Annotated in this window: 11 protein-coding genes and 2 pseudogenes; 2 read left to right on the forward strand and 11 right to left on the reverse strand. The window is 43.5% G+C overall.

The window, feature by feature from the left end:
• Positions 1-12 precede the first annotated feature (12 nt).
• The 5 genes and pseudogenes from NDM98_RS05660 to NDM98_RS05690 all read right to left on the reverse strand — a co-directional run bounded on the left by NDM98_RS05660 (position 13) and on the right by NDM98_RS05690 (position 11,345).
• Complete coding sequence (locus NDM98_RS05660) at positions 13-1,419, reverse strand: alanine/glycine:cation symporter family protein (protein ID WP_251605205.1); 1,407 nt, start codon at positions 1,417-1,419, stop codon at positions 13-15.
• Positions 1,420-1,563: 144 nt separating this feature from the next.
• On the reverse strand, positions 1,564-2,661 hold the full coding sequence (locus tag NDM98_RS05665) for a glycosyltransferase family 2 protein (protein WP_251605206.1): 1,098 nt from the start codon (positions 2,659-2,661) through the stop codon (positions 1,564-1,566).
• Between the two features lie 111 nt (positions 2,662-2,772).
• A complete protein-coding gene (locus tag NDM98_RS23420; protein ID WP_285803883.1) occupies positions 2,773-7,341 on the reverse strand; it encodes an NTTRR-F1 domain in 4,569 nt (1,522 codons plus the stop codon).
• A gap of 226 nt (positions 7,342-7,567) precedes the next feature.
• Positions 7,568-9,533 (reverse strand): annotated as a pseudogene (locus tag NDM98_RS05685) (NTTRR-F1 domain).
• Positions 9,534-9,659: 126 nt separating this feature from the next.
• The gene (locus NDM98_RS05690; protein WP_251605208.1) at positions 9,660-11,345 is read right to left on the reverse strand and encodes a glycosyltransferase; all 1,686 of its coding nucleotides are present in this window, start codon (positions 11,343-11,345) and stop codon (positions 9,660-9,662) included.
• Between the two features lie 91 nt (positions 11,346-11,436).
• Between NDM98_RS05690 and NDM98_RS05695 the strand changes: the two genes are divergently transcribed.
• On the forward strand, positions 11,437-11,880 hold the full coding sequence (locus tag NDM98_RS05695) for a hypothetical protein (RefSeq protein ID WP_251605209.1): 444 nt from the start codon (positions 11,437-11,439) through the stop codon (positions 11,878-11,880).
• Here NDM98_RS05695 and NDM98_RS05700 read toward each other — a convergent pair.
• From NDM98_RS05700 to NDM98_RS05720, 5 genes are all read right to left on the reverse strand, one after another.
• Complete coding sequence (locus tag NDM98_RS05700) at positions 11,877-12,836, reverse strand: SDR family NAD(P)-dependent oxidoreductase (protein WP_251605210.1); 960 nt, start codon at positions 12,834-12,836, stop codon at positions 11,877-11,879. The genes NDM98_RS05695 and NDM98_RS05700 overlap by 4 nt on opposite strands.
• Before the next feature lie 12 nt (positions 12,837-12,848).
• The gene (locus tag NDM98_RS05705; RefSeq protein ID WP_251605214.1) at positions 12,849-14,105 is read right to left on the reverse strand and encodes a nucleotide sugar dehydrogenase; all 1,257 of its coding nucleotides are present in this window, start codon (positions 14,103-14,105) and stop codon (positions 12,849-12,851) included.
• Positions 14,106-14,247: 142 nt separating this feature from the next.
• On the reverse strand, positions 14,248-14,943 hold the full coding sequence (locus NDM98_RS05710) for an N-acetyltransferase (RefSeq protein WP_251605215.1): 696 nt from the start codon (positions 14,941-14,943) through the stop codon (positions 14,248-14,250).
• A gap of 3 nt (positions 14,944-14,946) precedes the next feature.
• A complete protein-coding gene (locus NDM98_RS05715; RefSeq protein ID WP_251605216.1) occupies positions 14,947-15,966 on the reverse strand; it encodes a glycosyltransferase in 1,020 nt (339 codons plus the stop codon).
• Between the two features lie 13 nt (positions 15,967-15,979).
• The gene (locus tag NDM98_RS05720; RefSeq protein ID WP_251605217.1) at positions 15,980-16,966 is read right to left on the reverse strand and encodes a glycosyltransferase family protein; all 987 of its coding nucleotides are present in this window, start codon (positions 16,964-16,966) and stop codon (positions 15,980-15,982) included.
• Between the two features lie 152 nt (positions 16,967-17,118).
• Here NDM98_RS05720 and NDM98_RS05725 point away from each other — a divergent pair, with 152 nt between their 5' ends.
• Positions 17,119-18,123, forward strand: a complete 1,005-nt coding sequence (locus NDM98_RS05725) for a DUF4855 domain-containing protein (RefSeq protein WP_251605222.1) — start codon at positions 17,119-17,121, stop codon at positions 18,121-18,123.
• Positions 18,124-18,745: 622 nt separating this feature from the next.
• Here NDM98_RS05725 and NDM98_RS05730 read toward each other — a convergent pair.
• Positions 18,746-19,703 (reverse strand): annotated as a pseudogene (locus tag NDM98_RS05730) (alpha/beta fold hydrolase).
• Positions 19,704-19,783 lie beyond the last annotated feature (80 nt).

Genomic DNA, 19,783 nt, shown 5'->3' on the forward strand with positions numbered 1-19,783 from the left:
TGGCTTTTTTATTTATTTATCTGATTCTCTCTCTTCTACCCACGTATCTGCTCCCTTTAGACCAGGAATATTCTTTTGATAGAATACAGGGTCTTTACCTGCTTTTCGTTGTTGTTGATAATCTTTTATAGCAGCAAAGGCCACTTTACTAATGAGAAGTATAACAACTAAGTTGACGGCCGCAGTTACAGCCATAAAGACATCCGCTAGACCCCATGCTAAACCAATCTCAATATACGATCCTACAATGATCATTACAACCACTGCTAATCGATAAACTTGAAGCCAAACAGTTCCATTTTTAATGAATTGGATATTAGATTCTCCATAATAGTAATTACCAATTAATGAACTGAAAGCAAAAAAGAATATTGCTATAGCTACAAATCCAACAGCCCAGCTACCTAAATGCTCACTTAATGAAGCTTGTGTTAAAGCAACCCCATTTTCAGCCCCATTTTTATAGACGTCTGATAAAAGAATAGCAAATGCTGTTGCCGAACAGATAATGATAGTATCAAAGAAAACACCTAAAGATTGGACTAATCCTTGTTTTACTGGATGACTAACATGTGCCGCTGCTGCTGCATGAGGTACACTACCCATACCTGCTTCATTGGAAAATAACCCACGACGAGCACCTTCAACTAACGCACCTATCAATATACCTACACCTGCTTCTCTAAAGCCAAAAGCTTCTGTTACAATTAATCCTAATACTGAAGGAACCAATGTAAAATTTGTAAATACAACAAACCCAACAACCGCAACGTAGAAAATCGCCATAACAGGAACAATAATCGACGTAATTTTAGAAATACGTTGTACTCCGCCAAAAATAATAACACCTGTTAATATAGCCACAATTACGCCAACAATTAGTGGATTAAATTCAAAAGCTTCACCCAGTGCATTTGCAAGAGTATTCGCTTGAAGTGAGTTAAAGATAAGACCAAATGTAATCGAAATCAGTACTGCAAATAATACCGCAAGCCACTTTTTACCTAGCGCTGTTTGAATATAATAAGCTGGTCCTCCCCTAAAGTTATCTCCATCCTTCACCTTATAAATTTGTGCAAGCAAACTTTCAATTAATCCAGTTGCCATTCCTATAATAGCGACAACCCACATCCAAAAAACTGCACCTGGTCCACCGCCTGCAATTGCCATTGCAACTCCTGCTATATTTGCTGCCCCAACTCTTGAAGCCGCACTAATAGAGAAAGCTTGGAATGCAGAAACCCCCTTCTCAGTCTCTGACTTTTCTGTTATAACCCTAAACATCTCAGGGAACATCCTAATTTGGATGAAATTTGTTTTGACAGTAAAATACAACCCTACTCCAACTAACAAAATAATTAATATGTACGTATAAACGAAGCCATTTAATGTATCAATCCAATCAATTATCAAATCCATCTTTCTTCCTCCTTCTACGATGAATTTTCATCATACACCTATACTCTTATTCTAAGCAATTGATGTAAAAAATAACCACAAAAAAGAGAACGCTTTTATTCGCTCTCTTTGTGTTTTAAATCGCTAATTAACCTATCTATATTACTACTCTAGACCTAATTCTGATTCCAGAAGCTTTTTATTTGCTAATATGGTTGTGTCTTTTGGACGATATTGCCTGGCAAGTTCATTTTTTTCGTATGATTTTTGTTTATCACCTGTGCGATAGTAGCAAACACAAAGCTGAAGATTAGGATACCATGTGGAATAGGCCGGATAACTGAAACTCCATTGATTTGGGTCTGGCTTTAAATCTGCTGAGAGTTCATACCAGAAGATTGCATCCAAATAAAATTCTCTCGTTTGATAGTTATAACCGATTCTAGAGCATGCTTCTGGTCTAGGCGAACGCGTGTAATAAAAAGACTGAAATAGCGCCTTTAATTCTTCTTCCGGTTTTTGAAGAGCGCGATAACAATCCGCTTTTCCAATACACGCATGGAATGTATCTTCAATCCACCCGTCACCTTTTTCTATGTGCAAATTATATTGTTCAATTGACTTTTCATATTTCCCTTTTTCTCTTAGTTCATTTCCATAATAGAAATAGTCCCTAGCTGTAAATTCTTCTCCATCTTCTTCTTTTTGTTGAAAGATGGAGTAAATGACCCCTATATTACTACTAACTTTTTCAGGCGTGTATTCTTTTTTATGTGTAATGGAAATATCAGAATTAATGATGGTCCCAAATACATTAAGGTATTCATGGGCATCGCCACCCCACAAAAAATTCTTTGATCTTTTGACAAGTCGATTCCTTCTATATCTAAGCGCTACATTTCCATCCTCATCAACACCATTATCATAATACATCGAGACAGAATCAACGGATGGATCAAGAGTTTCTTTTAACTTAAGTAGCTTCTCTTGATCTTCTTCGAGAAGCACATCATCAGCATCCAAATAGAGAATATATTCTTTTGTTGCATGTTTAAAGGCTTCATTTCTTGCTGCAGCATAGCTGTTCGTCCATTTATAGAAAAAAACACGATCCGTATACGTACGAGCCAAATCTTCTGTCCCATCCGTTGAACCTGTATCTAAAATATTTATTTCATCTACAATATGCTTAACTGTATCAAGACAACGACCTAATAGCTTTTCTTCATTTTTAACAATCATACATAAACTAATCGTAATCAAATTCACTCACTCCATTCTAAAATCTCACCTTCTATCTGTATACTATGAAAGTGAAGGCTCTTCGTGAGAAAAAAACAGCCTCTCTAGAAAGAGAAGCTGTTTTCCGAATCATTACGATAAACGAACAATATTTAAATTGGCACCTACCCCTGGCTGCAATGTTGCCGCTCCAAGAAGTCCATATAGTTGTACACTCAAAGTAGCTCCTGCTGGTATATCGATAATAAATTGAGTTGTATATAAATTTGTAGTTAAACCTGGTGCAACAACAGATCGATCAATTTGCACTCCATTTAAAAGAGCCCGTGAGCTGAGTAGTAATGCAACTGTCGTTCTAATTGTATAACTTACTTGGTATCTACCTGCTTGAGTTACTGTAAAAATTGTACCTGCTCCATTAGAAGTAATACCAGATAGAAGTTGAAGACTTGGTAGTGGGACAAGGGTACCCACTAAAATGACCGCAATAACTGCCCCTGCGTTATTCCCTGCATAACCTAAAGTCGCTGTAATGTTAGGTCCAGTTGGTCCGGTATCTCCTGTTGGTCCTGTTGGTCCTGTGGCTCCCGTTACTCCTGTCGGTCCTGTGGCTCCTGTCGCTCCCGTGGTTCCGGTTGGCCCTGTTGGCCCGGTTACTCCCGTTGCCCCGGTGACTCCGGTTGGGCCTGTTGGCCCCGTTGCTCCCGTTGCTCCTGTTGCCCCTGTTACTCCCGTTGGCCCTGTTGCTCCGGTTGGTCCTGTCACTCCGGTTGCCCCCGTGGCTCCGGTGGCTCCTGTTGCTCCTGTCGGACCTGTTACTCCGGTTGCTCCCGTTGGCCCTGTTGCTCCGGTGGCTCCCGTTGCTCCTGTCGCTCCGGTTGCCCCTGTTGCTCCGGTGGCTCCCGTTGCTCCTGTTGCTCCGGTGGCTCCGGTTACTCCCGTTGGTCCGGTGGCTCCGGTTACTCCCGTTGCTCCCGTCGCTCCGGTCGCTCCTGTTGCCCCTGTTGCTCCCGTTACCCCTGTTGCTCCTGTCGCTCCGGTTGCTCCTGTTGCCCCTGTTGCTCCCGTTGGCCCTGTCGCTCCGGTGGCTCCCGTTGGCCCTGTTGCTCCCGTTGCTCCCGTTGGCCCTGTCGCTCCGGTTGCTCCCGTTACCCCTGTTGACCCTGTTGCTCCTGTTGCTCCCGTTGCTCCGGTTGGCCCTGTGGCTCCGGTTACTCCCGTGGCTCCTGTTGCTCCGGTTGCTCCCGTTGGCCCTGTTGGTCCTGTCGCTCCTGTTGGTCCTGTTACTCCGGTGGCTCCTGTGGGCCCTGTTGCTCCGGTTGGACCTGTTGGTCCGGTCGCTCCTGTTGGTCCTGTTACTCCGGTGGCTCCCGTTGGCCCTGTTGCTCCCGTTTCTCCTGTTGCTCCGGTGGCTCCCGTTGCTCCGGTCGCTCCGGTTGGCCCTGTCGCTCCGGTGGCTCCTGTTACTCCTGTTGCTCCTGTCGCCCCTGTTACTCCGGTCGCTCCCGTTGGACCTGTTGCTCCTGTTGGCCCTGTTGCTCCGGTGGCTCCTGTGGCTCCTGTGGGCCCTGTCGCTCCGGTGGCTCCGGTTACTCCGGTGGCTCCTGTTACTCCTGTTACTCCTGTTGGCCCTGTTACTCCGGTTGCTCCCGTTGGCCCTGTTGCTCCTGTTACTCCCGTTGCTCCTGTCGCCCCTGTTGCTCCCGTCGCTCCTGTTGCCCCTGTTGCTCCCGTCGCTCCGGTTGCTCCTGTTGCCCCTGTTGCTCCGGTGGCTCCCGTTGGCCCTGTTGCTCCGGTGGCTCCTGTTACTCCGGTTGCTCCGGTTGCTCCGGTTGCCCCTGTTGCTCCCGTTGCTCCGGTGGCTCCCGTTGGCCCTGTTGCTCCCGTTGCTCCGGTTGGCCCTGTCGCTCCCGTTGCCCCTGTTGGCCCTGTTGCTCCCGTTACTCCTGTTGCCCCTGTTGCCCCTGTTACTCCCGTTGCTCCTGTCGGCCCTGTCGCTCCTGTTACTCCCGTTGCTCCGGTTGCTCCTGTTGGACCCGTTGCTCCTGTTGGTCCTGTCGCTCCTGTTGGCCCTGTTACTCCCGTTGCTCCTGTCGGCCCTGTCGCTCCTGTTACTCCCGTTGCTCCGGTGGCTCCTGTTGCTCCCGTTGCTCCTGTTACTCCCGTTGGCCCTGTTACTCCCGTTGGCCCTGTTGCTCCCGTTGCTCCTGTTGGTCCGGTCGCTCCTGTAGCTCCTGTTGCCCCGGTTGCTCCTGTTGGACCCGTTGCTCCTGTTACTCCCGTTGGCCCTGTTGCTCCTGTTACTCCCGTTGCTCCGGTGGCTCCTGTTGCTCCCGTTGCTCCTGTTACTCCCGTTGGCCCTGTTACTCCCGTTGGCCCTGTTGCTCCCGTTGCTCCGGTTGGTCCGGTCGCTCCTGTAGCTCCTGTTGCCCCGGTTGCTCCGGTTGGTCCTGTCGCTCCGGTTGGTCCTGTTGGACCCGTTGCTCCGGTGGCTCCCGTTGCTCCTGTTGGCCCTGTTGGACCCGTTGCTCCTGTTGGCCCTGTTGCTCCCGTTGCTCCCGTTACCCCTGTTGGCCCTGTTGCTCCGGTGGCTCCTGTTGCTCCCGTTGCTCCGGTTGGCCCTGTTGGACCCGTTGCTCCGGTTGGCCCTGTTGCTCCCGTTGCTCCCGTTACCCCTGTTGGCCCTGTTGCTCCCGTCGCTCCTGTTGGCCCCGTTGCTCCGGTTGCCCCTGTTGCTCCCGTTGCTCCGGTTGGCCCTGTCGCTCCCGTTGCCCCTGTTGGCCCTGTTGCTCCCGTTACTCCTGTTGCCCCTGTTGCCCCTGTTGCCCCTGTTACTCCCGTTGCTCCTGTCGGCCCTGTCGCTCCTGTTACTCCCGTTGCTCCGGTGGCTCCTGTTGGACCCGTTGCTCCTGTTGGTCCTGTCGCTCCTGTTGGCCCTGTTACTCCCGTTGCTCCTGTCGGCCCTGTCGCTCCTGTTACTCCCGTTGCTCCGGTGGCTCCTGTTGCTCCCGTTGCTCCTGTTACTCCCGTTGGCCCTGTTACTCCCGTTGGCCCTGTTGCTCCCGTTGCTCCTGTTGGTCCGGTCGCTCCTGTAGCTCCTGTTGCCCCGGTTGCTCCTGTTGGACCCGTTGCTCCTGTTACTCCCGTTGGCCCTGTTGCTCCTGTTACTCCCGTTGCTCCGGTGGCTCCTGTTGCTCCCGTTGCTCCTGTTACTCCCGTTGGCCCTGTTACTCCCGTTGGCCCTGTTGCTCCCGTTGCTCCGGTTGGTCCGGTCGCTCCTGTAGCTCCTGTTGCCCCGGTTGCTCCGGTTGGTCCTGTCGCTCCGGTTGGTCCTGTTGGACCCGTTGCTCCGGTGGCTCCCGTTGCTCCTGTTGGCCCTGTTGGACCCGTTGCTCCTGTTGGCCCTGTTGCTCCCGTTGCTCCCGTTACCCCTGTTGGCCCTGTTGCCCCGGTTGCTCCGGTTGGTCCTGTCGCTCCGGTTGGTCCTGTTGGACCCGTGGCTCCTGTTACTCCTGTTGCTCCTGTCGCCCCTGTCGCCCCTGTTGCTCCCGTCGCTCCTGTTGCTCCTGTTGCTCCTGTTGGCCCTGTCGCTCCGGTGGCTCCGGTTACTCCTGTTGCTCCCGTTGCTCCTGTCGCTCCTGTTGCCCCTGTTACTCCCGTTGCTCCTGTCGGCCCTGTCGCTCCTGTGGCTCCGGTGCCTCCTGTTGGCCCTGTTGCTCCTGTTGCTCCTGTCGCTCCGGTTGCCCCTGTTGCCCCTGTTGCTCCTGTTGCTCCGGTTGCTCCCGTTGCTCCTGTTGGCCCTGTTGGACCCGTTGCTCCTGTTGGCCCTGTTGCTCCCGTTGCTCCTGTCGGCCCTGTCGCTCCTGTGGCTCCGGTGGCTCCTGTTGCTCCCGTTGCTCCTGTTGGCCCTGTTGGACCCGTTGCTCCGGTTGGCCCTGTTGCTCCCGTTGCTCCCGTTACCCCTGTTGGCCCTGTTGCTCCTGTCGCCCCTGTTGCTCCTGTCGGACCTGTTACTCCGGTTGCTCCGGTTGGCCCCGTTGCTCCTGTCGCCCCTGTTACTCCCGTTGCTCCTGTTGCTCCCGTTGCTCCTGTTGCCCCGGTGGCTCCCGTTACTCCCGTCGCTCCTGTTGGCCCTGTTGCTCCCGTGACTCCCGTCGCTCCTGTTGGCCCGGTTACTCCCGTGACTCCCGTTGGTCCTGTTGGCCCTGGTGGACCAGTTGGAGTAGGAGGTCCATCTAATACTAGTAATCCCACATCATCTACTAACATGTCCGAGCCATCGACCTGTGGTAGAGAGTTAATCAGAACTAAAGCTTGTGTTGCGTTTAACGGAACTGTGAATGTAGTTTGACTTATTTCAAGCCAAGTGTTTGTTGAGACACTTGGTACATTTTGAGGAGGTATACTAATAATTAATCCATATTCAATAAAGTTAAAATTACTATCATAATAGTTAACTGATAAAGTCATTGGTGCAGCGATTTCATTATCAGCAACTTTGGCAAGTGAAGTATAGAACTGATACGTTTCTCCGGGAAAGATATCTACAATTTGATAGATAAAGGCGTTATTAAAAGTATCACTCAATAAAAGACTATAAAAACCTGAATGACTATACAAAGTTGTGATTTCTGCATTTAGAGGAATCCATGGGCTAAATGAGCCCGTTTCGAATCCACCATTTATAATTCTATTAATCATACCTACCCCCCTTTCGACCAATATAGTTTATACGTATTCGAAAATCGTTTTAGCGAATTACTGTTTACCTACTTCAAACAAATAAAAACACTTGTCCAATCTTAATTAATGCAAGTTGTAGTAATGCATTCATCATCTAAATAAAAAATTAAAACACACCCATACATCCCAAAAAATGCCTAAATCTAATGATTTAGGCATTCATAAGTTACTATATATTCCCTGTCTATTCCACTCTAATTACTGTAAGAGAAGCACCTACGCCAGCTTGTAAAGTTGCAACAGCTGCAACACCAAATAGCTGAAGTCCAATTGTAGTTCCCGCTGTTAGTGTAGTAATGACATCTGCTTCAAAACTACTTAATGTCAATACTGGAGAAATAATTGTACCTGGAACCGGTACTCCTCCAACTACAACTTGCGCTCCAGTCAGAAGACCGACAGTTAAATTAATACGATACGTTATATAATATCTACCAGTGGTTGGAACTGTGAATAATGTGGACGTTCCATTCGCTACAAAAGCATCTAGACTTTGAACGCCTGGCAGAGGTACTGGTGTTCCTCCTAATATTACAGCAAGAATTCCTCCAGCTGTATTTACAGCAGACATACTATTTGGAGTGACTGCAATACCAGTTGGGCCGGTTACTCCGGTTACTCCTGTTGCCCCAGTTGGACCAATGTCTCCTGTTGCTCCTGTTGGGCCGGTTGCTCCCGTTGCTCCTGTTGGACCAGTATCACCTGTTGCTCCTGTCGGGCCGGTTACTCCCGTTGCTCCTGTTGGACCAGTATCACCTGTTGCTCCTGTCGGGCCGGTTGCTCCCGTTGCTCCTGTTGGACCAGTATCACCTGTTGCTCCTGTCGGGCCGGTTGCTCCCGTTGCTCCTGTTGGACCAGTATCACCTGTTGCTCCTGTCGGGCCGGTTACTCCCGTTGCTCCTGTTGGACCAGTATCACCTGTTGCTCCTGTCGGGCCGGTTGCTCCCGTTGCTCCTGTTGGACCAGTATCACCTGTTGCTCCTGTCGGGCCGGTTGCTCCCGTTGCTCCTGTTGGACCAGTATCACCTGTTGCTCCTGTCGGGCCGGTTGCTCCCGTTGCCCCTGTCGGACCAATATCTCCTGTCGCTCCGGTCGGGCCGGTTACTCCTGTTGCCCCTGTTGGACCAATGTCCCCGGTTGCTCCTGTTACTCCAGCTCCTGTTCCAGCTTGGCCAGTTGCCCCCGTCGCCCCTGTTGGACCAATATCTCCTGTTGCTCCTGTCGGGCCGGTTGCTCCCGTTGCCCCTGTCGGACCAATATCTCCTGTCGCTCCGGTCGGGCCGGTTACTCCTGTTGCCCCTGTTGGACCAATGTCCCCGGTTGCTCCTGTTACTCCAGCTCCTGTTCCAGCTTGGCCAGTTGCCCCCGTCGCCCCTGTTGGACCAATATCTCCTGTTGCTCCTGTCGGGCCGGTTACTCCCGTTGCCCCAGTCGGACCAATATCTCCTGTCGCTCCGGTCGGGCCGGTTACTCCTGTTGCCCCTGTTGGACCAATGTCCCCGGTTGCTCCTGTTACTCCAGCTCCTGTTCCAGCTTGGGCCAGTTGCCCCCGTCGCCCCTGTTGGACCAATATCTCCTGTTGCTCCTGTTGGACCGGTTGCTCCCGTCGCCCCTGTTGGACCGGTTACTCCTGTCGGACCAGTCGGACCTGTTGGGCCAGGAGGACCACTTGGCACAAATGCAAAATCAGATGTTACCATTGCCACATCATCGACCACAATATCTGCAGCTCCTAAAGTAGTCACCACACTAATTGTTATTGTTGCAGATGCAGTTCCAATTGGAGCTGCTGCTGTCGTTTCATATACCGACAACCATGTTGATGCAGTAACCTCAGGTACTCCAGCTGTTAACACATCAACTGATAATCCAACTCCTAGAAGTACAGAGTTCACATCAAAATATTCCACCGTGATTGATACTGGAGGAGAGGGAAGAACACTTGTTTTAGCAAGAGACACAAGTACTTCAAAACTCTCTGCTTCGGTCACTGGTACACTTTGAGATAAACTTGAACCTGTCACTCCTGGAAGTTGAACTGCGTATAAACCGGTATGGCTGAAAGCTGTCGTTAAAAAGCCGTTTACCGTGCTCCACGGAGTTAAAACGCCTGTTTCAAATCCACTATTTATAATTCGGTTAATAACCATTTTTAACCCCCTTAGCTTCTTCTCCTTAAATTAGGAGCTTTTCTATTCTATGATTTCATTAAGAATAGGAAGCTTCGTTAGCCTATAAATGAATTAAATAGATATTTTCATTATTATTTTATAGCATTAATGATGAATAATTGGTTCCTCTTCTAATACCGTATCAAGATTTATCTCGCTTTTTTGAATTCTTGAAGAAGAGATACATTCCTTTAAATACATTGTGCTTGTATCCAGAATATCTCTTCTCCTTGCTCCGTCTGTAAACGCTCCTCTAGGTCCATACGACCGGATCCAATAATCAAAGCCTGTCAATAGAGATGATAAAAGCTCTTCTTGGTTGTTCTTCACAAAACTCATACTCTCAATATGAAGAGGTGCCGTCACTTGATATCCTTGTTCCAAAATCTTTATATGAGTCATACCTAAATGTTGAAAAAATGGCTGATTTAACATAGATAAAACAGATCGTTTCATAGCAAAGGGAGGAATTAACAATGAAGAATTTTGAATAGAGTGATTACCTGCTGTAACATTTAATAATTTATTTCCAATATGAATCAGTTCCGTTTGCTCAATAGCTTGAAGATAACTCGATTGATCGTTTAAACATACATCAATTTTTATCTCTTCAATTTCACGAAAAAACATTTTAATCGAATTTGGATCTAATGGGATATCAGCCGTGTGAAAAAAAAGACTATTTCCTTGAGCAATCTGACTTCCAAGATAAAAAACGTTACCTAATGAATACGTTTGATCAACGGATATACATGGAATCGCAAGCTCTTGGAAAATCTTACATGCACTCGTGTTCTCGTTATATAAAATTGGAATAAACTCTGCATTGAAAGATTGAAACTGTTCATACAGCTTGATGACATCTATTCCGTTAGGTATAAAAATAATGACACTTCGTTCTTTCGCTTGAGAAAGAGCTTGCCACTTTAAACGAAATGAATAAGATAACGGCTTAATAAAGGATTGATTTGGATAATGCAAAGTTGGACCATACGTATCGAATAAATAATCAAAAGCCTCTAACGAATCTCCATGCATACGCTGCATAGCTTCTCCCATGATTTCTCCAGGCTTTGGAATATGATTCGCACGCCTTTTATTTACAGCTAATACATCGATAGAATGAGGAATTGAGAATTGAAGCCCTTTATCGATTGCAATTGAATGAGCCAGAACCGGATTTGCCAAAGCTGTTTTGCCTATGGCTATTAGAGCTTTATGACTAAATGCATGTGGAATGGTTAAAACGTTCTCTGCACGTATTTCATTTTTCTTTTGAATCGCATTCAAAAAATAACGTGCTAATGAAATAGTATCTGCACTCTTTACCTTCGTAATCCAATCTATTGAATTGATACTAACATCTTTTCCGTTTTCTATGTCCTGAATAAAGGGTAAATAATCCTCTGCTTTTATCACAATATCGGCATCTGTAAATAAGTAAATATCAGCATTCGATTGAAGTGCGCCTAACGCTCGACCAAGATCATTGCCTAAAGGATACGAATAATGAATAACATGTGCTCCATGTTGTTTCGCAATTTGAGCAGTACGATCCTTCGCTCCATTCACAACTACGATGACTCGATCTGGTTTGAAACGATTTATTTCGGAAAGAACTCCAGATAAAGTGTCCGCTTCATTCATAGCTGGAATAATAACGTTTAATTTATATTTGGGATTTCTTATAATTTCTGATGTTGGTAATGTTACTGATGAACTCTTACCATGTAATCGATTTAAATAGGCCTCTTTATCGTGAATAACCCTAAATGAACTACTATTTCTCAACGATTCCTCCTCCTTCTGTATGAATGATCTGCATGTTCCAATTCATTTGGACATATACACTATTAAATAACTACTTAAAGAGGTGAACCTAATGGACAAAAAGCCAACTACTTTTCGGACGAAGTTAACACCTGTTCAACTACAACAACGGCTTATCTATACGCAATCTGAATTAAACAAATACAAGGCTCAAGTAGAAAGATACCAAAATGATTATTATTACAATATGATTGATGAACTGAAAGAGAAAGAAGAACAATGGATCCGAGAAAAAAATCAAATGGAAGAAATACTTGAAACAACAAATCAAACACTTAAAAATCTTAAAGTTGAAGTCAACAAACTCAGACAACAAGAAAAGGCAGATCAATCATCTGCCACAAAAATAGAACATGAACCCAATCAAGGTTTAAACCATAATTCGGAAAGTTCAACTTCAAAAGAGATAACCATTAACAAAGATCATACGTCAGAAACTCAAACCAAAAATCAAGATTGGTTCCTCCGCTCTGTAAAAAATAAAAAAGAGGACTAAATTTTTTGATATTTGTTTAGTATTTCATTAATCCCATCTACTAAACGAGTATCAGGTACGTATCTTAATAATTTCCTGGCTTTTTCAATATGTGGTACTCTTTTTTTCATATCTTCAAATCCAGATCCATACGCTTGCTCATAAGGGATGTATTTAATTTCTGATGAGGAGTTTGTAGCTGCTTTTATCGTTTCAGCCAATTCTCGAATCGTAATGGAATGATTAGACCCTATATTAATAATTTCCTGGTTCGTTTCTCTTTTTAATACCAAGGCTGTTGCTCTTGCTGTATCTTTTACAAAAGTGAAGCAACGGCTTTGGTTACCATCTCCAAATACTGGAATCGATCTATTTTCCATAGCCGCTTTGACAAAAATCGGGACAACTCCTCCGTATATGGTATCTGTGGCTCTTGGACCGTATGCATTAAAATATCGTAGGATTGTTACTGGCAAGCCTTCTTTTCCATAAGCGAGACAAAGATGTTCTTCCATTGATTTGGCTGTTGAATAACACCACCTATGGACATCAGTTGAGCCCAATAACCGATCCCCATCCTCTTTAAATGGATAGTTTTCACTTTTTCCATATACTTCTGAACTTGAAGCAAAGATCACTTTTTTCTGATAAGCTGATGCACTTTTCAGCACAACTGATGTCCCGTCTAAATTCCCTTTAATTACATTTAATGGAGAATCCACACAATGCTTTACACCTAAAATAGCAGCCAGGTGAAAAATTACATCATTTGCTTTAATGAGTGGATCTACGGTACTGAAATGAGTACAATCACCCTCAACAAATTGAAAGTTCTCATTTTCATGCAGATGAGCGATATTAGATGGTTTTCCATTTGAAAAGTTATCAAGGACCGTCACTTTATGACCGTCTTTCATCAATTCTTCACAAAGGTGGGAACCAATAAAACCTGCTCCACCTGTAACCAGAAGATTCACACTCTCACCTCTTTATAGTCGAATTACATGATCAAATTCCTTTTTTATACGATTTCGCGTGTCTAACACTAAATTAGAGTGCTTAACTAAGCCGTCATAATCCAATTGACTATGATCTGTCAAAATGACTGCTGCATCATAGTTTGCTAGGTTATCATAAATAAAACGAACACTTCTATATTTTTTCCCAAGTATTTGAATATCTTTTATATAGGGATCGTGAAAGTCTACTGTCCATCCACGATTAATCAATCGTTCCATAACAGGAATAGAAACGGATTCCCGCACATCGTTTACATCTTTTTTGTATGTTAGCCCCATTAATAGTATACGTGGAGCTTTTTCTGGATATCCAAGCGCTTGCTCTAACCTCTCAACAACATACGATGGTTGTGCATCATTCACTTGTTTTGCCAAATCAATAAATGGGGTATCAAGATTTTCTTGATTCGCCTTCCATTTAAGATATAGTGGATCAACAGGAATACAGTGTCCTCCAATTCCTGGACCTGGATAATAAGGGGTAAATCCATATGGTTTTGTACTAGCTGCATCGATAACTTGCCAGATATCAATTTTTAATTCATGACAGATTCGGCTCATTTCGTTCATAAATGAGATATTAATTAATCGTTGGGTATTTTCAAGTATCTTAGTCATCTCCGCTACACGAGTGCTATCAACTGGAACGAGCGACTTAAACGCTTTCCCATAGATTTTTTCAGCAATTTTCAAACATTTTTTTGTTACGCCACTGACAACTTTTGGAATTTCGTGTAATGAGTAGTCTTGGTTACCTGGATCAATTCGTTCGGGTGAATACCCAAGAAAAATCTCTTCACCTACTCGTAAACCACTTTGCTCCAATAAGGGAACAAGAATATCTTCTGTTGTTCCAGGAAAAGTAGAGCTTTCCAAAACAACCAATTGGCCTATACGCAAATGGGGAAGCATTGCTTTTGCCGCGGCCTCTAAATAACTCAAATCTGGATCTTGATGGTTACGTAATGGGGTCGGAACACAAAGAATAACAGCCTCTACTGATTCAATCGCCTCAAAGGAGTCAGTAAAAACAAAACGTTTAGATGACGTTAATTTGATAATTTCTTTATCGGTGTAGTCTGATAAGTAGGATTTCCCATTTTCTAAACTCTCAATTTTTCGTTTATCTACATCAATACCAGTTACATGGTATCCACTTTTATGAAATAATGATGCCAATGGAAGCCCTACATATCCGAGTCCAATGACAGCAATCTGAATTGCCATTCCAGCAGCCCTTCTTTCAAATAATTAGAGTATCAATCTAACTATTGATATGTGGCTGATCGTGGATTCGTTAAACCCAATAACCCTATTCATAAGAAGAAAAAGTAAATTAATGAACATGCCTACTAGACCAAAACTTTATTTAACTTTTTACTCTTGCAGGATTTCCTACGGCCACTACTCGATCTGGAACATCTCTTGTAACAACTGCACCGGCTCCTACTACTGCATATTCACCAATCACAATGGCCGGTAAAAGGGTTGCATGATTCCCTATTTTTGCATGTGTCTTAATATGCGGACCTGTATGAGTTCCTTTACCACTCGCCATATATTTATCATTAGACATTGAACAACACGGACCGATAAAGACATGGTCTTCGATAACGGTGTCAGCTGTCACATAACATCCAGTTTGGATCGTGACACTTTTTCCAATTCGTGTATTGGGTTCAATCATTGCATGCCGCCCAATGATCGTAAAACGATCAATAAAAATTTGCTCACGGATACTGACATGATCTCCAATAAACACACCTTCTGCTAGTGAAAGGCCACGGTAAAGTGTGACATGACTACCTATCACAACTCCATTATCTATTAACAATGAAGGGAGATTTGTAGCAGGTTTTCTCGCCATCTTTTTATTCGAACCAGGTCTTTTCCCTAGGATGACGTGATCCCCTATTTCTACATCATCCCCAATGACTGTCCCCTCTTTAATAACGGCATGAGAACCAATTGTCACCCTATCTCCTATTCGAACGCCCATTTCAATAACAGCATATTCTCCTACTTCAATATCTGTTCCAAAAATGACACTTGAATGTATCGCCATCGATTAATCATTCCCCTTATACACAGATTGATAAATCGTCGTTAATTTATTTATAACGGCACTAGAGTTGTGGTGTAATTCTACATATTCGCGCCCCTGTAAACCTAAAGCATGTCGTCTCCCTGAATCTATTAGCAACTCTTTTAGAATCGGTTTAATTGTATCTGGATTCGCTGATTGGATTGGAAGATCAGGTGGTAGCGTACTTAGCAAATCTGGACGAATATAAGCAATGACCGGCTTTCCAAGCGCCATCGCTTCCACACTTAAATTGCCGTACATACCACACAGAATTTGATCAATAATGACGTCTGCATTTTGATAAAGTCGAGTTGCTTCTTTGTGACTTGTATTCTCGATTAGTTGAAAGTCAAATTCAATCTCATTTTTCAGCTCCATAATCGCCTCTTCTATAGCAGATGTTCCTTTGAATTCACGTTGTGACGGGGCATGCACAACTAAGGGGCGTGATTGATTGACGTCAGAATAGCGTGGAATATAATCATTCACATTACATAATCGTGGCAACACATATACAGGTACGCCTGTTTTCTCATAGTAAGGTTTTACGTATTTATACAGCTCATAATCCTGGACAATGGCCGCGTCAATCGATTGGGCAAATGTAATCAGATTGTCTTGAATCATATCATCTGGAAGAGATGACTCAGCGTTAACATATTGATTTTCATAGTCATCTCCTTTTTTGGCTAATACTCTTGTTCGAACATCGGTGCCTCTATGATGCATAATAACTTTTCCACCTTGTTCTTTAATCCATTTTAAGTCCCTGAAATCACCAATAAATGTACCGCTATTGTGGAAATGAAAAATATCAAAATACGAGATGGCTGCTAGTGCAACCTTTTGCATGTCATAGGAGTCAGTTGGGTACGTACCAGGATAGTCAAAGCTTGTTTGAAAGTAATTAAAGGCAGCTGAGATAAAGCCTTCCTCACGAAGTTTTGTGTTAATTAGACCTACTTGACCTGCAATTTCCATTGGCGCGTGGCAAATCTTCAATCTAGGTCCCTCCTTAAAGTTTTTCATAAATAACTTCTAAATTTTTGGCGATCTCATCTGCATTATGAAATGACTCTACAAATAAGCGAGATTGTTTACCTGTCTCATGTCTAAGAACTGGATTAATGATGTATCTCTTTAATACATCGTATAAGGTTTCTGGCTTTGCTAAGACAATAGGGAAGTCTTCAGGTAAATGACTGCGGACATCCTCTCGAATATTCGCCACAACGACCTTTCCAAGTGCCATGGCTTCCACACTTAACACTCCGTAAGTTCCACATAGTAGTTGGTCAACAATAATATCCGCTTCTTTATAAAGTTCTAATGCTTCTTTATGACTTAGTTGTTCTACCTTTTTGTATTCAAAGTCAAAGCCTTCTAGTTTCAAACGATCAATTGCTTCATGAACATATTTTGTGCCTTTAAACGCTTGATTGGTTGGTGCATGAACGATTAAAGGTCGTGTCTTTTCTACTGAAGGATAGTGAGGAGTAAATTTTTCTGACTGACAGATAAGCGGAACGACGTGTACATTTTTATAATAATCCTTCACATAAGGTACCATTTCATAGTCCTGAACAATCGCTGTATCAATAAATTGCGTGAGATACATCAGTCTTTCATGAATATATTCATCCGTATTGTAGCTAGGAGGAAGTGGATATGGGTTTAATTCGTTAACAGCTTTGACTGTTCTAACATCGTTACCCCAATGATGCATCACTAATTTCTTACCTAGTTTCTTTAACTGTGGCAGTTCTTCACCCTTAACAGTAAATGAGTTTCCATTATGGAAATGACAAACTTCTGCAAAGTTAACCAAAGGTAGCAGATGCTTATACAATTCATACGCATCAGTTGTCACAATATTATCTTGATAATTGAGGTACGTATGGAACCAATTAAATCCACTCACTTGATGACCATTTTTTCTTAACGCATCACACATCATGCCCATCTGTCCTGAGATTTCTGTTGGAATATGAACAATTCTCAACGTACATTCCTCCGATCAATTTGCCTATATACCTTTTCTATGTCTATTCACTTACTGCATATTAGGTTAATGAAAGCTGTTATTCCATACGATTCATTTTTTTTAGAATGAATACATAAGCTGTAGGAGATATGAGGGAAGGTGGCGCGTATATGAGAGGTTTGTTAAAAGGAGAAAATATAGGAGTTCAAAATCATCTTGCGGTCATTAATATAGGAGGATTTGATGATCAGCAAACACGGTTGTGGAATGTGAAGGACCTTCGGCCAGCAGTGTCTTATCAATTAAACGGAGCAGACGCAGGAGAAACGTATTTTAATGGTTTTATCTTTAGTCCTATTTCATCACGAGACGGTTCGTACATTCATCCCCTTTATGACGGATTTGGTGAGCGTTCAATAGAACAGGACTGGCAACTATACCTAAATTATCTTTTTGAAAAAGAAACCAACCTTCACGCACTTGAATCCCTAGCTTCTACCAAGCTTGATATATGGATTGGTTTACCTTATCCGCTAATAGGAGATACGATTTTTGGTACAGCAGGAACTGGTGTAGACATGGCTTTCGATTCGACGGCAACTCGTCTGACAGCGTTAAGTTGGTGGTATAAACAATTTGTTACTAAATGGCATGCTACTGGTTTTACAAAGCTTAAGCTTCAAGGATTCTATTGGATCAAAGAAGTGCTCAGTGAAAGTGACGAGGAATTAATTCAACAAATTAACAACCAAATCCATGCAGATGGATATAAAACGATGTGGCTACCTAATTACGGCGGATTCGGAGCCATGAAGCCTTGGAAAGGTGATCATCTAAAATTTGATGTGACGGCTGTAAACACTAATTATTATGGAAATACGATGATGGGAACCGAATGGATTAATCATGCTTGTATGTTTTCAAATGTGTTTGGCTGTGGACTGCAATTGAACATTGGAAAAGGCTGGACGTTTAGTCCTTATCATGTGTATGATTTTTTGAATTTTGGCCTTCCAACCCGCAATAACTATATAAACGATCATTTATTAGTTTTTTCTTTTTATAACTTAACCTTTAAGGAATTTGCTGAATCATCTCCAGCAGAATATCAACAAATCCGCCATTTTATGAAAAAACAATATGTAGACCAAAGTTATCCTGGCAGGGCATATTAGGAGACCGGAATAGCTTTTGTACTCAATAAAATAATAGAGTAATGCCATCGCTCCGGACATACACTCCGCACCCGCAGGAGCAGTCTTCATGTATGTCCTACGCTTGTTTGGTTGATTCTTAAGTAAGGTAGAGTTATTTATCGAATAGCGAAGTACCTTAAAAATTGAGTGTTTAATCCAAATTATTTGGCTTGATACTCATTCGTTTCGTAATGTAACAATTTCATTCCATGTTAATTTCCCAAAATGCTATTGATTTTTTTAAAAGTATAAATAAGTACATTTAGATTTTAAATATCTCCGTACCAAAACACTAAATTTAATAAGGTCGATAAAATATACATTTATACACTATTAAAATTCTGAAACACTCTCTAAGCGGATGGGAAGGCAATGGCAGGTCGACTCCCTGTGAGAATTACAGGAAGGCTTGAAATGATTTAGCAAAGCCAAATTAGGCAGGCGACCGTCCAGCGAGACGTGCCCCATCCAAGGAGCGACTAGACTGCAGGTTCCCCTTCTTCTCATATGTTTATGAAAACCAAAAGACGGACGGTCCTGATGCGCAGGATCGTTCGTCTTTATAATTTTATCCTTATATTTCTGTCCCAAGCTCAAATTTCTAGCATTCAAGCAGAAATTGATAGATGAGATCTTGTTGACCTGGGAGGTGCTCGTGAGCAAAGTCAGGGTAGAGAACATAGCGTTTAGTACTTGTGATTTTATTGTAGGTTGCAAATTGAGTTGACGGTGGGCAGCTGTTATCCATTAACCCTACACCCATTAACACGTCTCCTTTTATTCGTTCAGCTAAGAATTGAATATCAATATATCCAAGTGTAGTAAAGAATTCTTTTTCACGTGAGTGTGTCGGATCAAATCGTCTGAAGTAGCTCTCAATCTCCTTATATGAGGAATTGGCTGCGTCAAGCTCCCACACTCTCTGATAATCACTTAAAAATGGATAATTAGGAGCTAACTTTTTAACAGAAGGTGCTAGTGCTCCACAAACTAGTGTTAATGCGCCACCTTGTGAGCTGCCAGTAGCCGTAATTCGTTCTGCATCAACTTCTTCAAGTTCCCCTGCAACACGTACTAATTGAGCCGTATCAAGAAAAACGTTTCGGAAAAATAATTGAGTTGGTTCTTGTACCCCACGAATAATGTGTCCATTTAAGGTATTACCTGTTACTTGTCCATTATCTTCAGATTTGCCCCCTTGGCCACGAACATCCATTGCAAGTACAGAAAAACCTGATGCTGCGTATCCTAATAAGCTTGACCACTCTGGTGAATGTCCAGAGTATCCATGAAAATGTAGAACAGCTTGGATGAGGTTCTTCAGAATGCAAAGGTTTTATGTATTTTGCATAAACTCGAGCCCCTCCCACTCCTGTAAAATAGAGATCATAGCATTCTGCGAGAGGTGTTTGGAACTCACTCTTTTCTAATTTAACAGCAGGATCTGTTTGTTTTAGTTCGTCTAAGGCATCCTGCCAATATGTATCAAAATCGTCTGGACGTGGATTTATTCCTTTATACACATTAAGTGCTTCAAGCGGCATATCTACAAATGACATAGGTAATCATCTCCTTATTATGTAAAGCGCTTTCAATAAAGTATAAACGAAACAGAGATAAATGAGAACATTTTTCTCTG

The sequence above is a fragment of the Alkalicoccobacillus plakortidis genome (genome assembly GCF_023703085.1).
Lineage (GTDB): Bacteria > Bacillota > Bacilli > Bacillales > Bacillaceae_D > Alkalicoccobacillus > Alkalicoccobacillus plakortidis.